The 15,540-nt window shown below is 54.5% G+C and carries 15 protein-coding genes; 7 read left to right on the top strand and 8 right to left on the bottom strand.

Annotated features, from left to right (window positions below; all coding sequences use genetic code 11):
• Nucleotides 1-234: 234 nt before the first annotated feature.
• From lldP to trmL, 4 genes are all read left to right on the top strand, one after another.
• Complete coding sequence (gene lldP, locus ACLJRE_RS13010; protein WP_023212611.1) at nt 235-1,890, top strand: L-lactate permease; 1,656 nt, start codon at nt 235-237, stop codon at nt 1,888-1,890.
• A complete protein-coding gene (gene lldR, locus ACLJRE_RS13005; protein ID WP_023137420.1) occupies nt 1,887-2,663 on the top strand; it encodes a transcriptional regulator LldR in 777 nt (258 codons plus the stop codon). The genes lldP and lldR overlap by 4 nt, the downstream gene beginning before the upstream one ends.
• Entirely contained in the window at nt 2,660-3,850 is a 1,191-nt protein-coding gene (gene lldD, locus ACLJRE_RS13000; protein ID WP_000587001.1) for an FMN-dependent L-lactate dehydrogenase LldD, read from the top strand. The genes lldR and lldD overlap by 4 nt, the downstream gene beginning before the upstream one ends.
• A 64-nt stretch (nt 3,851-3,914) precedes the next feature.
• Nucleotides 3,915-4,388 (top strand): tRNA (uridine(34)/cytosine(34)/5-carboxymethylaminomethyluridine(34)-2'-O)-methyltransferase TrmL, encoded by a 474-nt coding sequence (trmL, locus tag ACLJRE_RS12995; RefSeq protein WP_000932335.1) that lies wholly within the window; start codon nt 3,915-3,917, stop codon nt 4,386-4,388.
• Nucleotides 4,389-4,570: 182 nt separating this feature from the next.
• Here the strand turns inward: trmL and cysE are convergent, their stop codons facing one another.
• The 5 genes from cysE to ACLJRE_RS12970 all read right to left on the bottom strand — a co-directional run bounded on the left by cysE (nt 4,571) and on the right by ACLJRE_RS12970 (nt 7,768).
• Complete coding sequence (cysE, locus tag ACLJRE_RS12990; RefSeq protein ID WP_001112114.1) at nt 4,571-5,392, bottom strand: serine O-acetyltransferase; 822 nt, start codon at nt 5,390-5,392, stop codon at nt 4,571-4,573.
• A 77-nt stretch (nt 5,393-5,469) separates the two neighbouring features.
• Nucleotides 5,470-6,489 carry an NAD(P)H-dependent glycerol-3-phosphate dehydrogenase gene (gene gpsA / locus ACLJRE_RS12985; RefSeq protein ID WP_001076597.1) on the bottom strand — a complete coding sequence of 340 codons (1,020 nt, stop codon included), beginning with the start codon at nt 6,487-6,489 and terminating at the stop codon, nt 5,470-5,472.
• Nucleotides 6,489-6,956, bottom strand: coding sequence for a protein-export chaperone SecB (secB, locus tag ACLJRE_RS12980; RefSeq protein WP_000003370.1), 468 nt, complete (start codon nt 6,954-6,956; stop codon nt 6,489-6,491). Before secB ends, gpsA begins: the two co-directional genes overlap by 1 nt.
• A gap of 43 nt (nt 6,957-6,999) precedes the next feature.
• On the bottom strand, nt 7,000-7,251 hold the full coding sequence (grxC, locus tag ACLJRE_RS12975) for a glutaredoxin 3 (protein ID WP_001273795.1): 252 nt from the start codon (nt 7,249-7,251) through the stop codon (nt 7,000-7,002).
• Nucleotides 7,252-7,336: 85 nt separating this feature from the next.
• The gene (locus ACLJRE_RS12970; RefSeq protein ID WP_001156179.1) at nt 7,337-7,768 is read right to left on the bottom strand and encodes a rhodanese-like domain-containing protein; all 432 of its coding nucleotides are present in this window, start codon (nt 7,766-7,768) and stop codon (nt 7,337-7,339) included.
• 247 nt (nt 7,769-8,015) lie between these two features.
• On the opposite strand from ACLJRE_RS12970, the gene gpmM reads away from it, so the two are divergent.
• From gpmM to ACLJRE_RS12955, 3 genes are read left to right on the top strand one after another with little or no spacing between them, the layout of a single operon-like run.
• Nucleotides 8,016-9,560, top strand: coding sequence for a 2,3-bisphosphoglycerate-independent phosphoglycerate mutase (gpmM, locus tag ACLJRE_RS12965; protein ID WP_000116575.1), 1,545 nt, complete (start codon nt 8,016-8,018; stop codon nt 9,558-9,560).
• Between the two features lie 33 nt (nt 9,561-9,593).
• Nucleotides 9,594-10,853 (top strand): murein hydrolase activator EnvC, encoded by a 1,260-nt coding sequence (gene envC / locus ACLJRE_RS12960; protein WP_235575542.1) that lies wholly within the window; start codon nt 9,594-9,596, stop codon nt 10,851-10,853.
• Nucleotides 10,854-10,856: 3 nt separating this feature from the next.
• Nucleotides 10,857-11,819, top strand: coding sequence for a divergent polysaccharide deacetylase family protein (locus tag ACLJRE_RS12955; protein WP_001135514.1), 963 nt, complete (start codon nt 10,857-10,859; stop codon nt 11,817-11,819).
• Here ACLJRE_RS12955 and ACLJRE_RS12950 read toward each other — a convergent pair.
• The 3 genes from ACLJRE_RS12950 to kbl form a co-directional block, all read right to left on the bottom strand.
• A complete protein-coding gene (locus ACLJRE_RS12950; RefSeq protein ID WP_000798200.1) occupies nt 11,806-12,840 on the bottom strand; it encodes a glycosyltransferase in 1,035 nt (344 codons plus the stop codon). The two genes, ACLJRE_RS12955 and ACLJRE_RS12950, sit on opposite strands and share 14 nt — an antisense overlap.
• Nucleotides 12,841-13,132: 292 nt before the next feature.
• Nucleotides 13,133-14,158 (bottom strand): L-threonine 3-dehydrogenase, encoded by a 1,026-nt coding sequence (tdh, locus tag ACLJRE_RS12945; protein ID WP_410957407.1) that lies wholly within the window; start codon nt 14,156-14,158, stop codon nt 13,133-13,135.
• A gap of 9 nt (nt 14,159-14,167) precedes the next feature.
• Nucleotides 14,168-15,364, bottom strand: coding sequence for a glycine C-acetyltransferase (gene kbl, locus ACLJRE_RS12940; protein ID WP_001213790.1), 1,197 nt, complete (start codon nt 15,362-15,364; stop codon nt 14,168-14,170).
• Nucleotides 15,365-15,540 lie beyond the last annotated feature (176 nt).

The following is a 15,540-nucleotide window of genomic DNA, read 5'->3' as shown; positions in this document are numbered from 1 at the left end:
TGCTGTCCTCACCCCTTAATTGGCTCTACCAATTCCCGCTAAATCCGGCCACATGTTCACATTTCATTAAATTACCCCTACAATACCGTTGCCAATAAATAACATTTGGTTAACCATTTGTTGTCATTATCCATACACAACAATATTGGCAGGACCACTTTTACACATAATGTGACCCCAACGAGATGAGCAAAGATTCATCCCATTATGCGTGTGGTTCTCAGGAGACCTGCAATGAACCTCTGGCAACAAAACTATGACCCGGCGGGTAATATCTGGCTTTCCAGCCTGATCGCATCGCTCCCAATCCTGTTCTTCTTTTTCGCCCTGATTAAACTCAAGCTGAAAGGCTACGTTGCCGCTTCGTGGACGGTGGTTATCGCGCTCGCCGTCGCGCTGCTGTTCTATAAAATGCCGGTCGATCACGCGCTGGCATCGGTCGTGTATGGCTTCTTCTACGGGCTATGGCCGATTGCCTGGATAATCATCGCCGCGGTCTTCGTCTATAAAATCTCGGTAAAGACCGGGCAGTTTGACATTATCCGCTCGTCAATTCTGTCGATTACCCCCGATCAACGTCTGCAAATGCTGATTGTCGGCTTCTGCTTCGGCGCGTTTCTTGAAGGCGCGGCGGGTTTCGGCGCGCCGGTGGCGATAACCGCCGCGCTGCTGGTGGGTCTGGGCTTTAATCCGCTGTATGCGGCAGGGCTGTGTCTGATTGTAAATACCGCGCCGGTCGCCTTTGGCGCGATGGGTATTCCGATTCTGGTTGCCGGACAGGTCACGGGCCTGGACAGCTTTGAAATCGGTCAGATGGTAGGCCGTCAGTTGCCATTCCTGACCATTATCGTGCTGTTCTGGATTATGGCGATTATGGACGGCTGGCGCGGCGTGAAAGAAACCTGGCCTGCGGTAATGGTCTCTGGCGGTTCATTTGCTATCGCCCAGTATCTCAGCTCCAACTTTATCGGGCCGGAACTGCCGGACATTATCTCTTCTCTGGTGTCTCTGGTGTGTCTGACGCTGTTCCTCAAACGTTGGCAGCCGGTACGCATCTTCCGCTTCGGCGATATGGGCGCGTCGCAGGTCGATCAGACGCTGGCCCGTACCCGTTATACGACAGGACAAATTGTTCGCGCCTGGTCGCCGTTCCTGTTCCTGACCGCCACGGTCACTCTCTGGAGCATACCGCCGTTCAAAGCGCTGTTTACCCCCGGCGGCGCGCTGTATGACTGGGTAATTAACGTTCCGGTACCGTATCTCGATAAACTGGTCGCCCGTATGCCGCCAGTCGTACACGAAGCGACCGCTTACGCGGCGGTGTATAAATTTGACTGGTTCTCCGCCACCGGCACAGCGATCCTGTTTGCCGCGCTGTTGTCTATCGTCTGGCTGAAAATGAAACCCTCAGCCGCAATCCAGACCTTCGGCAGCACGCTGAAAGAGCTGGCGTTGCCGATTTACTCCATCGGCATGGTGCTGGCGTTCGCGTTTATCTCGAACTATTCCGGGCTTTCCTCCACGCTGGCGTTAGCGCTGGCGCACACCGGCAGCGCCTTCACGTTCTTCTCGCCGTTCCTCGGCTGGCTGGGGGTATTCCTGACCGGCTCGGATACCTCATCTAACGCGCTGTTTGCCTCTCTACAGGCTACCGCGGCGCAGCAAATCGGCGTTTCGGATGTGCTGATGGTGGCGGCGAATACCACCGGCGGCGTAACCGGCAAGATGATCTCGCCGCAGTCTATCGCCATCGCCTGCGCGGCGGTGGGACTGGTAGGGAAAGAGTCCGATCTGTTCCGTTTTACCGTCAAACACAGCCTGATCTTCACCTGTATGGTGGGCGTGATCACTACGCTTCAGGCCTATGTTTTAACCTGGATGATTCCGTGATTGTGATGCCAAAACGCCTGTCTGACGAGATTGCCTCTCGCGTGCGGGCGCTGATTGAAGAACAAAACCTGGAAGCGGGCATGAAATTGCCCGCCGAGCGCCAGTTGGCTCTACAGCTTGGCGTATCACGCAACTCTTTACGCGAAGCGCTGGCGAAGCTGGTCAGTGAAGGCGTGCTGGTGAGTCGTCGCGGCGGCGGGACATTTGTCCGCTGGCAACACGAAACCTGGTCTGAACAGAATATCGTTCAGCCGCTGAAAACCCTGCTGGCGGACGATCCTGATTACAGCTTCGACATTCTGGAAGCCCGCCACGCCATTGAAGCCAGTACGGCCTGGCACGCCGCCATGCGGGCCACCAGCGCCGACAAAGAGAAGATCAGACTCTGCTTTGATGCGACGCTCAGCGAAGACCCGGATCTCGCCTCCCAGGCCGACGTGCGCTTTCATCTGGCGATCGCGGAAGCCTCGCACAATGTGGTGCTGTTGCAAACCATGCGCGGTTTCTTCGACGTCCTGCAATCCTCCGTCAAACAGAGTCGCCAGCGTATGTATCTCGTTCCGCCCGTATTCTCAAAGCTGACGGAACAACACCAGGCGGTGATGGACGCCATTCTGGATGGTAACGCCGAGGGCGCGCGTAAAGCGATGATGGCGCACCTCAGTTTTGTCCACACTACGATTAAACGATTTGATGAAGACCAGGCCCGCCAGGCGCGTATTACCCGCCTGCCCGGCGACCATAATGAGATGACCAGGGAGAATAAATCATGATTATTTCAGCAGCCAGCGATTATCGCGCCGCAGCTCAGCGCACGTTGCCTCCTTTCCTCTTCCACTACATCGACGGCGGCGCGTATGCGGAATATACCCTGCGCCGAAATGTGGAAGACCTGTCGCAAGTCGCTCTGCGCCAGCGCGTGCTGAAAAATATGTCCGATTTAAGCCTGGAAACGACCCTGTTTAACGAAACGTTGTCGATGCCGGTGGCATTAGCGCCGGTAGGCCTGTGCGGCATGTACGCCCGTCGCGGCGAAGTACAGGCCGCCGCCGCCGCAGACGCAAAGGGCATTCCGTTCACCCTTTCCACCGTCTCCGTCTGTCCGATTGAAGAAGTCGCCCCCACGCTTAAACGCCCCATGTGGTTTCAGCTCTACGTATTACGCGATCGTGGTTTTATGCGCAACGCGCTTGAACGAGCAAAAGCGGCGGGCTGCTCCACGCTGGTCTTTACCGTGGATATGCCGACGCCGGGCGCGCGCTACCGTGACGCCCACTCCGGGATGAGCGGCCCAAACGCGGCCATGCGCCGTTACTGGCAGGCGGTGATGCACCCTAAATGGGCGTGGGATGTCGGCCTGAACGGTCGCCCGCATGATTTAGGCAATATTTCCGCCTATCTGGGTAAACCGACCGGCCTTGAGGACTATATCGGCTGGCTGGCAAATAACTTCGATCCGTCCATCTCCTGGAAAGATCTGGAGTGGATACGCGAATTCTGGGACGGCCCAATGGTGATCAAAGGGATCCTCGATCCAGAAGATGCCCGCGATGCGGTACGTTTCGGCGCTGACGGTATTGTGGTGTCGAATCACGGCGGCCGCCAGCTCGATGGCGTACTCTCTTCCGCCCGCGCCCTGCCCGCCATTGCCGATGCGGTGAAAGGTGATATCGCCATTCTGGCGGATAGCGGGATTCGTAACGGGCTGGATGTCGTGCGTATGATTGCGTTGGGGGCCGATACCGTACTGCTGGGTCGGGCCTATCTCTACGCGCTGGCGACGGCAGGAAAAGCGGGTGTCGCCAACCTGCTGGACCTGATCGAGAAAGAGATGAAAGTCGCCATGACCCTGACCGGCGCGAAATCCATTAGCGAAATCAGTGGCGATTCACTGGTGCAGGAACTGGGGAGAAGTTTGCCCGCCGCGCTGGCGCCAATGAGCAAAGGCGATGCCGCCTGAACGCCTGGCGCGTGAGAGCCCGGTAAATTTCTGCTATTCTGCCCCCCGCATTTAAGGGGGCATCATGCTTAACATCGTACTCTTCGAACCAGAAATCCCGCCGAATACCGGCAACATCATTCGTCTTTGCGCCAATACCGGCTTTCGTCTGCACATCATCGAACCGATGGGGTTTACCTGGGATGATAAGCGCTTACGCCGCGCAGGGCTGGACTATCACGAATTCGCCGCGGTTCAGCGCCATCACGATTATGCCGCCTTTGTCGCCGCTGAAAATCCGCAGCGCCTGTTTGCGTTGACGACAAAGGGGACGCCCGCCCATAGCGCCGTAAGCTATCAGGATGGCGATTATTTGATGTTTGGCCCGGAAACGCGCGGCCTGCCCGCCAGCATTCTCGATGCGTTGCCTAAAGAGCAGAAGATTCGCATTCCGATGATGCCGGATAGCCGTAGCATGAACCTGTCGAATGCGGTGTCGGTGGTGGTGTATGAAGCGTGGCGCCAGTTAGGATATCCCGGCGCGGTATTGCGCAGTTGATTTGTGCCGGATGGCGGCTGACGCCTTATCCGGCCTACATTAATATTGATAATATTCGTTTCGAGCGTTATCGGCGCAGCCAGATTGGACACGGACTGCGCTTGTCTACCTGAGCGTACACGCAATACGAGAGGATGACGAGCATAGCCCAGGTTCAATATGGCAAGTAAGATAGCTCGAAATCAGATGCCGTCGCCATACTCAAACGTATGATGTAGCCCGTTGAAATGCTGGTCCATATCCATCGACGGCTTATCGCTGCCCGGCTTGCCGACAATACGCGCCGGAACGCCTGCAGCGGTAGTGTGCGGCGGGACAGGCTGTAAAACAACGGAACCTGCGCCAATTTTCGCGCCGCGCCCCACCTCGATATTGCCGAGAATTTTCGCGCCCGCGCCAATCATCACGCCTTCGCGGATTTTAGGATGGCGATCGCCGCTCGTTTTCCCGGTACCGCCCAGGGTGACGGATTGCAGAATCGACACATCATCTTCAATAACCGCCGTCTCCCCCACCACAATACCGGTGGCATGGTCGAGCATAATCCCGCGGCCAATTTTCGCTGCCGGGTGAATATCCACCTGAAACGAGACCGAAACCTGATTTTGCAGGAAGATAGCCAGCGCGCGGCGACCTTTATTCCACAACCAGTGACCAATGCGGTAGGCCTGTAGCGCATGAAAGCCTTTCAGATATAACAACGGCGTGGAGTATTTATCCACCGCCGGATCGCGAGTGCGTACTGCCTGAATATCGCAGGCTGCCGACGCGATCATTTCCGGGTCGGCGGCATAGGCTTCTTCAACTACTTCACGGATAGCGATAGCGGGCATGATGGGCGAAGCCAGTTTATTTGCCAGCATATAGCTCAGCGCACTGCCCAGATTTTCATGCTTGAGTAGCGTGGCGTGATAAAAACTGGCCAACATAGGCTCACAGTCAGCTAAAGCGCGGGCTTCAGCTTTAATATTCTTCCAGACGATTTCCAGTTCTTCACACGGCATGGCTTACTCCAGACGGGCAGAAAACGACCAACCCGTTCTGTGCGGGTTGGGTCGTTTATGCAAACAGTTCCTTACGGCTAGTGGCGACTCAGCTCTTCCTTGCGGGCGCGACCTAATAACGTTAATGCTGCCTCGCGCGCGTTTTTTCCGCAATACAATACTTGATAAATTTCCTCGGTTATTGGCATTTCAACACCAAAACGGTGCGCCAATTCACGAACTTCTTTCGTATTGCGATAGCCTTCGACCACCTGGCCAATCTTATCCTGCGCGCCTTTAACGTCCATGCCCTGGCCAAGCATCATGCCAAAACGACGGTTGCGCGACTGGTTGTCGGTACAGGTCAGCACCAGATCGCCTAAGCCCGCCATCCCCATAAAGGTGGCGGGATCGGCACCAAGCGCTGCGCCAAGCCGCGACATTTCGGTCAGTCCACGCGTGATTAGCGCCGTGCGGGCGTTCGCGCCGAAGCCGATGCCGTCAGACATCCCCGCGCCAATCGCAATCACGTTTTTCACCGCGCCGCCAAGCTGCACGCCGATAAAATCCGAATTGATATAGACGCGAAAACTTTTTCCGCAGTGCAACAGTTGCTGGAGATCGTCGGCAAAGGTCTCATCGGTTGAGGCCAGCGAGATTGCCGTCGGCAAACCCGCCGCCAGCTCTTTAGCGAACGTCGGACCGGAAATCACCGCCAGCGGGATTTGATCGCCTAACGCCTCGCGAGCGACATCCTGCAACAGGCGCCCCGTTTCCGCTTCCAGGCCTTTGGTCGCCCATACCAGACGCGCATCCGGACGCATCAGCGGTTTAATCTGCCGCAGCACGTCGCTGAAAACATGGCTTGGCACCACCACCAGAATGTTACGACTGGCCGCCAGCGCGGTTGCTAAGTCGCTTTCCAGGTGTAACGTATCGGGAAAAGGCACATCGGGAAGGAACGCGACGTTGCAGCGATCGTGCTCCAGGGTCGCGATATGTTTTGGGTCGTGGCCCCACAGGACAACCTGGTGGCCGTTTCTCGCCAGAGTGATGGCAAGAGCGGTGCCGTACGAGCCGGCACCGATGACTGTCATTGACGCATTACTTTGGTTCATCAGGCATCCTGATGTTCTTCAGTACCTTCGCCAGCCTGCTGCTGCAAATAGTTCATGAACAGCGCATCAAAATTGACCGGCGCAAGGTTCAGTTGCGGGAACGTACCGCGTGAAACCAGGCTGGTGATGCACTCGCGAGCATACGGGAACAAAATGTTCGGGCAGTATGCGCCCAGGCAATGCGCCATCTGAGTACCTTCAATACCGCTGATGGAGAAAATACCGGCCTGCTGAACTTCGCACAGGAACGCGGTTTCTTCCCCCAGGGAAGCCGTTACGGTAACACGCAGCACAACTTCATAAACGTCATCCGCCAGTTGGGAAGATGCCGTATCAAGATCCAGTTTAACCTCTGGCTGCCAATCTTTCTGGAAAACATGCGGTGCGTTTGGCGCTTCGAAAGAAACATCCTTGGTATAGATACGTTGGATCTGGAAAGCCATTTCAGTGTTATTTTGTTCTGACATGTGTAAAACCCTTTAGTGTTGTCCTTAAATACTTGAGTACGCCTTAACGCAACAGCGGATCCAGTCCACCACGCGCATCCAGCGCATACAAGTCGTCACAACCGCCAATGTGCTGTGCATCAATAAAAATTTGCGGAACCGTCGTTCGGCCACTACGTTTGATCATCTCTTCACGCTTCACGGCGTCGCCGTCAATCGCAATTTCCTGGAAACTCACGCCCTTGCTGTTTAACAGCGCCTTTGCACGATGGCAAAACGGACAGGTTGCTTTGGTGTAGATTTCAATATTGGCCATGACTTCGCTCCTGTTTTTTACCCGATGGATTTCATGCCGACGCAAGGGCAAGTCATTCCCCTTACGTCATGAAAACGACGGGTAATCACTTACCGCGCACCAGAGGCAGATTCTCGCCGCTCCAGCCTGCTACGCCTTCTTTCAACACAAAGACCTTTTCAAAGCCGGCTTTTGTCAGCGCGTTAGCGGATTCCTGGCACTGCATACCAGAACCGTCGACCACGATAATCGGCTTGTCTTTGTGCTTTTCCAGTTCGCCAACATTGTTGGCTTTGATTTCGCTCGGCAGCAAATTGGTCGCGCCAGCGATATGGCCTTTACGGAAATCGTCACGTTGACGTAAATCCACAACAACGGCGTCCTCTTTGTTGATAAGGCGCGTGGCTTCGCCGCGTGTAATCACCTTAACTTTTGAAGTCAGACCTTTGAACGTGGTAAATAAAACCGCCACCAGTAACGCAATCCAGGCGATACTCAGTATGGGATGACGGCCAACAAATTGCATAATTTCTTGCATGGGGGGTAACAACTCCCGACGTAGTGATTAAAAAACCAGGAAAGGAGTATACCTGCGCAGTGGCGCAAATACAGCCAGAGCGTGCACTGGAATGCATTTTTGCGGGGCGCTACGAAAAAAAATCACGCTATTACTTGCCTTCTCACGCCAGCGCGATCCCTTTCTTTGATCTTCTGAGGCTATTTTATCGATTCAGCTGTAGTAAAATTACGCAATTATTTTGTCTATTGAGTATGAGGTTGTCGCAATGTCGGTTTCTAAAAAACCTATGGTACTGGTGATTCTGGATGGCTACGGCTACCGTGAAGAACAGCAGGATAACGCTATCTTAAACGCCAAAACCCCAGTGATGGATGCTCTGTGGGCAAAACGTCCGCATACCCTGATCGACGCATCCGGTCTGGAAGTGGGTCTGCCTGACCGCCAGATGGGCAACTCCGAAGTGGGCCACGTTAACCTGGGCGCAGGCCGCATCGTTTATCAGGACCTGACGCGTCTGGACGTTGAAATTAAAGAACGTACTTTCTTTGCTAACCCAGTCCTGACCAATGCGGTAGACCAGGCGAAAAACGCCGGTAAAGCGGTTCATATTATGGGTCTGCTGTCCGCGGGCGGCGTCCACAGCCACGAAGATCACATTATGGCGATGGTGGAACTGGCCGCAGAGCGCGGCGCAGAAAAAATCTATCTGCACGCCTTCCTCGACGGTCGCGACACGCCGCCGCGCAGCGCTGAAGCCTCGCTGAAAAAATTCGAAGACAAATTCGCCGCGCTGGGCAAAGGCCGCGTGGCGTCTATCGTCGGTCGTTACTACGCTATGGACCGCGACAACCGTTGGGATCGCGTGGAAAAAGCGTATGATCTGATGACCCTGGCGCAGGGCGAGTTCCAGGCGGATACCGCTGTGGCTGGCCTGCAGGCCGCTTACGCTCGTGATGAAAACGATGAGTTTGTCAAAGCGACCGTTATCCGCGCCGAGGGCCAGGCTGATGCGGCGATGGAAGACGGCGATACGCTGATTTTCATGAACTTCCGCGCTGACCGCGCGCGCGAAATTACCCGCGCTTTCGTTAACGCTGATTTCGACGGCTTTGCGCGTAAGAAAGTGGTTAATCTGAACTTTGTGATGCTGACCGAATACGCCGCCGACATCAAAACTGCCGTTGCCTACCCACCAGCGTCGCTGGCGAATACCTTTGGCGAATGGATGGCGAAAAACGACAAAACTCAGCTGCGTATTTCCGAAACGGAAAAATATGCGCACGTAACCTTTTTCTTTAACGGCGGCGTAGAAGAACCGTTTGCTGGCGAAGAGCGCATTCTGATCAACTCCCCGAAAGTGGCCACTTATGACCTGCAACCGGAAATGAGCTCTGCAGAATTGACTGAAAAATTGGTCGCGGCGATCGAAAGCGGTAAGTACGACACCATCATTTGTAACTATCCAAACGGCGATATGGTCGGTCATACCGGCGTGATGGAAGCCGCCATCAAAGCGGTGGAAGCGTTGGATAACTGCATTGACCAGGTAACAAAAGCGGTTGAGTCCGTTGGTGGACAACTGTTGATTACCGCGGACCACGGCAACGCGGAGCAGATGCGCGATCCGGCGACCGGTCAGGCGCATACCGCCCACACCAACCTGCCGGTGCCGCTGATTTATGTCGGCGAGAAAAACGTGAAGGCGGTCGAAGGCGGCAAACTTTCAGACATTGCGCCTACCATGCTGTCGCTGATGGGGATGGAAATCCCGCAAGAGATGACTGGTAAGCCGCTGTTCATCGTGGAATAATCCCTCCCCATGAGGGGAAAGGCGATTAACACCATTCAACAGGCCGTGAAACCAAGAACGTTTTCAGTCAGGCCTTTGTTCTACGCCAGCGTACTTAGCGCTGGCGTATTGTTGTGCGCCTTTTCCGCCCACGCGGATGACCGTGATCAACTCAAATCTATTCAGGCCGATATCGCCGCGAAAGAACGCGACGTACGCCAGCAGCAGCAACAGCGCGCCAGCCTCCTGGCACAACTTAAAGCCCAGGAAGAGGCCATCTCGGCCGCAGCGCGTAAGCTGCGCGAAACGCAAAGCACTCTGGATCAGTTAAACGCGCAAATTGATGAGATGAACGCCTCAATTGCCAAACTGAAGCAGCAAAAAGCCAGCCAGGAGCGTAATCTCGCCGCGCAGTTGGACGCCGCTTTCCGCCAGGGCGAACACACCGGCATTCAGCTTATTCTTAGCGGAGAAGAAAGCCAGCGTGGGCAACGCCTGCAGGCCTACTTCGGCTATCTGAACCAGGCGCGCCAGGAGACTATCGCCGAACTGAAACAGACTCGCGAACAGGTCGCTACGCAAAAAGCCGAGCTGGAAGAGAAGCAAAGCCAACAACAAACGTTGCTGTATGAACAACGCGCCCAGCAGGCGAAGCTGGAGCAGGCGCGTAATGAACGTAAGAAAACGCTTGCCGGACTGGAGTCGTCTATTCAGCAAGGCCAGCAACAGTTAAGCGAACTACGCGCCAACGAATCACGCCTACGCAACAGTATCGCGCGGGCAGAAGCGGCGGCCAAAGCGCGAGCGGAGCGTGAAGCCCGCGAAGCGCAGGCGGTACGCGATAAGCAGCAGGAAGCCTCGCGTAAAGGCAGCACCTATAAGCCGACGGAAAGCGAGCGTTCGCTAATGTCCCGCACCGGCGGTCTGGGCGCGCCTCGCGGTCAGGCATACTGGCCGGTACGCGGCCCGATATTGCATCGCTATGGCGAACGGCTGCAAGGTGAGCTACGTTGGAAGGGGATGGTGATCGGCGCGTCGGAAGGCACCGAGGTCAAAGCCATCGCCGACGGCAGGGTGATTCTGGCGGACTGGCTGCAAGGCTATGGCCTGGTGGTGGTCGTGGAGCATGGTAAAGGCGATATGAGCCTTTACGGCTATAACCAGAGCGCGCTGGTCAGCGTAGGCGCGCAGGTGCGCGCCGGACAACCTATCGCCCTTGTGGGCAGTAGCGGCGGTCAGGGCAGACCCTCGCTTTATTTCGAAATTCGTCGCCAGGGTCAGGCCGTCAATCCACAGCCGTGGTTGGGAAGATAAGTTTTGCCTCAGTTTCGTCGCTCCATTCTCACGCTGGCCACTTTGCTGGCGTTTGCACATCCCGTTTTCGCTGGCAAGCTCGCCATCGTGATTGATGATTTTGGCTATCGCCCGCACACGGAAAACCAGGTTCTGGCGCTGCCGCCAAACATCTCCGTCGCCGTGCTGCCCAACGCGCCGCACGCGCGCGAAATGGCAACTAAAGCGCACAATAGCGGGCATGAGGTGTTAATCCATCTGCCGATGGCGCCGCTAAGCAAACAGCCGCTGGAGAAGGATACGCTGCGACCAGATATGAGCAGCGATGAGATCGAGCGCATTATCCGCGAGGCGGTAAACAACGTGCCGTATGCCGTCGGGCTTAATAACCACATGGGCAGCGCAATGACTTCCAGCCTGTTCGGTATGCAAAAAGTAATGCAGGCGCTGGAACATTACAATCTCTATTTTCTCGACAGCATGACGATTGGCAATAGCCAGGCGATGCGCGCGGCATCCGGTACGGGTGTGAAAGTGATCAAGCGCAAAGTGTTCCTCGACGATACGCAAAACGAGGCGGATATCCGCCGTCAGTTTAATCGCGCTATCGAACTGGCCCGTCGCAACGGTTCCGCTATCGCGATTGGTCATCCGCATCCCGCAACGGTTCGCGTGCTGCAACAGATGGTTTATCGCCTGCCGGCGGATATCACCCTGGTACGTCCAGGCAGCCTGCTCAACGAACCGCAGGTAGATACGTCCCGACCTGGTTTGACGCCGCAGAAAATTGACGCGCCGCGCAATCCCTTTCGCGGCGTGAAGATGTGCAAGCCGAAAAAACCGCTGCAACCGGTCTACGCTACGCGCTTTTTCAGCGTCATCGGCGAGAGCATTACGCAAAGTTCCGTGGTTGTCTGGTTTCAGCACCAGTGGCAAGGCTGGGGGAAAATCGCCGCGCCTAAAAACGTGAGCGCTAAGACAGATTGAGCGCCTTACGGGCCATACGACGGTGCGACAAAGTTTTGTCGCGCCATTGCCACAGCCGGAAAGACCAGAGTAGCGTCTGATAAGCCGCTTTCGCGCTGCGGACGTTAGCCATCATCCGTCTATACATGCCAGAAGTAAAAATTTCGGCAATCATACGCTGGCGGGTCAAAATATCAGGTTCTTTACGCACCGCATGACAAACGCGTAACGCTTCCCAGGTAATTTGCTGGCGAAATTCCGGGTAAATCGGAATACGACGGGCATAATCACGATTGAGCTTTTCTAATAATCGCGTAATTTTAATATAATGCCGCTGATAATTAAGATTTTTATTGCCTTGTCTTTGCAAACGGCTTACCGAATTATCATGCAGGAAATATTTATATAATGATTGTTCGGTATAACGTACGCGCGTGGCATTAAACATAACTTCCGTCGACCATAATATGTCCTGATGATGTAGTCCGGGAACGAAAGTAATATTGTTATCGGTAATTAACGCACGTCGATACACGCCCATCCAGACAACATGCGTCCAGCGCCGCGAGGCCAGCGCCATACGCAACCAATCCGGTCCGCTTAATACCCCGGTGGAACGCAGACGATCGGTCGGAATAGATTGCCAGGCGTGCCCGGTTTTTCGGACGCACCAGTCCGCATTACACTGCGCAACGTCCAGATCATCGTTAAGCGCCATGGTCATCAGCGTTTCATACATCTTCGGGTAGACCAGGTCATCCGCATCGACAAAGGCGACGTAATCGCCGGTCGCCGCTTGCAGGCCAAGATTACGGGCGACAGATGCGCCAGCATTGGCCTGATGAAGCAGTCGAACATGCGGGTAATGTTCCGCGTAATGTTTTGCTATCTCAACGGAATGATCTGTCGATCCATCATTCACAATAATAATTTCCAGCGCCGACCACGTTTGCGCGATTAACGACGCCATGCAAGCATTAAAATCCGCTCCCGCATTATATAACGGGACAATGATACTCACTTTGGTTTTACTATTTTTCATAACGATTACCAGAAAAACCTTAATTTACCCTGCCTTTATACTGTGGCTCTATTAAGAAACTATTAAGTCGCCATAATTAATTTTTACAGTAAAAAGCAAGCACAAAACTCAGAGTAGAGCGTGACGTTAGCGAGTAAAATAAGAGTAAAGCGCAATTACGAATGCTTGATGTCTATGACAATTCTTTACGGCTTTCCAGATTTTCCCTAACAAAAAAGGTTGGCGAATGACACCAACCTTTTACGATGAAACGTATATCAGACCCGATAAAATTATCGGGTCTCTATACATATTAATCCCAGCTCAGAATAACTTTTCCTGACTGGCCTGAACGCATGGCGTCAAAACCTTTCTGGAAATCATCAATAGAGAAACGATGGGTGATAATCGGTGACAGATCCAGACCGGACTGGATCAGCGCCGCCATTTTGTACCACGTTTCGAACATCTCACGACCATAAATACCTTTAATGAACAAGCCCTTAAAGATAACTTTAGTCCAGTCGATAGACATATCCGATGGCGGAATCCCCAGCATCGCAATACGACCGCCGTGATTCATGGTGTCCAGCATGGTACGAAACGCCGGCGGCGCGCCGGACATCTCCAGACCCACATCAAACCCTTCGGTCATTCCCAGCTCCGCCATGACGTCGTTCAGGCTCTCTTTCGCGACGTTGACCGCGCGGGTGACGCCCATTTTACGCGCCAGCTCCAGACGGTATTCATTGACGTCAGTAATCACCACATGACGCGCGCCGACATGTTTCGCCACCGCGGCGGCCATTACGCCGATTGGCCCCGCCCCCGATACCAGTACATCTTCGCCGACCAGATCGAAAGACAACGCCGTATGCACCGCATTACCAAACGGGTCGAAAATAGAGGCTAAATCATCAGAAATGTTATCCGGGATTTTAAACGCATTGAACGCCGGGATGACCAGGTATTCCGCGAAGCAGCCGGGACGGTTGACGCCCACGCCAGTGGTGTTGCGACACAGGTGAGTACGACCGCCACGGCAGTTGCGGCAATGACCGCAGGTGATATGACCTTCGCCGGAGACGCGATCGCCGATTTTAAAGCCTTTCACTTCCTGACCGATGCCGACCACTTCGCCGACATATTCATGCCCCACGACCATCGGAACCGGGATGGTTTTTTGCGACCAGTCATCCCAGTTATAGATGTGAACGTCAGTGCCGCAGATGGCTGTTTTACGGATTTTAATCAGCAAATCGTTATGGTCGACTTCCGGTTCCGGAACGTCGGTCATCCAGATGCCCTCTTCCGCTTTCAGTTTGGATAACGCTTTCATCTTACATCCTCAGGCAATCACGCCCAGTTGTTTACCAATACGCGTGAACGCGTCTACCGCACGCGTAATTTGCTCAGGCGTATGCGCCGCAGACATCTGGGTACGAATACGCGCCTGACCTTTTGGTACGACCGGATAGAAGAAACCGGTAACGTAAATGCCCTCTTTTTGCAGTTCGCGGGCAAATTTCTGCGCGACAACCGCATCTCCCAGCATTACCGGGATGATGGCGTGATCCGCGCCTGCCAGCGTAAATCCCGCGGCAGACATCTGCTCACGGAACTGCCGGGCGTTCGCCCACAAGCGATCGCGCAGTTCTGCGCCCGCTTCCACCATCTCTAACACTTTAATAGAAGCCGCCACGATCGCCGGCGCCAGTGAATTGGAAAACAGATATGGGCGGGAACGCTGACGCAACCACTCAACGACCTCTTTGCGCGCCGCGGTATAGCCGCCGGATGCGCCGCCTAACGCTTTGCCCAGCGTACCGGTAATAATATCTACGCGGCCCATTACATCGCAGTATTCATGGGAACCGCGACCGTTTTCGCCGACAAAGCCTACCGCGTGAGAATCATCAACCATCACCAGCGCATCGTATTTATCGGCCAGATCACAGACACCTTTCAGATTGGCGATGACGCCATCCATTGAGAACACCCCGTCGGTAGCGATCAGGACATGACGCGCGCCGGCCTCACGCGCCTCTTTCAGCCGAGCTTCCAGCTCAGCCATATCGTTGTTGGCATAGCGATAGCGCTTCGCTTTACACAAACGCACGCCGTCAATGATAGACGCGTGGTTCAGCGCGTCGGAGATAATGGCATCTTCCGCGCCCAGCAACGTCTCAAACAAGCCGCCGTTAGCGTCGAAACAGGAGGAATACAGAATCGCATCTTCCATGCCGAGGAAGCTTGCCAGCTTTTGCTCCAGCGCTTTGTGGCTGTCCTGGGTGCCGCAGATAAAACGCACGGACGCCATACCGAAACCGTGGCTGTCCATTCCCGCTTTTGCGGCATTAATCAGCTCAGGGTGATTCGCCAGCCCGAGATAGTTATTGGCGCAAAAGTTAATAACGTGGCTTCCATCCGCCACGGTGATATCCGCCTGCTGCGCAGACGTAATAATGCGCTCTTCTTTAAACAATCCTTCCGCCCGGGCGGTTTCCAGATCGTTGGTTAACTGTTTGTAAAAATCCCCACGCATTGCGATTCTCCAGACTGGGCAAATTTCAGCACATATTACCCAAAGCGATACGTTGATACGAGATGACGCGTCATCACTTCTTTAAAATGCAGCATAAATCACGCGTATCCTCACGGGTTATCAGTGAATGGATGAATAGTGTTATGATAAGAGCATTCATGTCTGAGACAGTCTCT

The sequence above is a fragment of the Salmonella sp. SAL04157 genome (assembly GCF_046551635.1).
In the GTDB taxonomy this organism is placed as follows: Bacteria; Pseudomonadota; Gammaproteobacteria; order Enterobacterales; family Enterobacteriaceae; genus Salmonella; species Salmonella enterica.
Note: the sequence above shows the minus strand (reverse complement) of the source record. Positions and strands in the feature narration are given on the sequence as shown.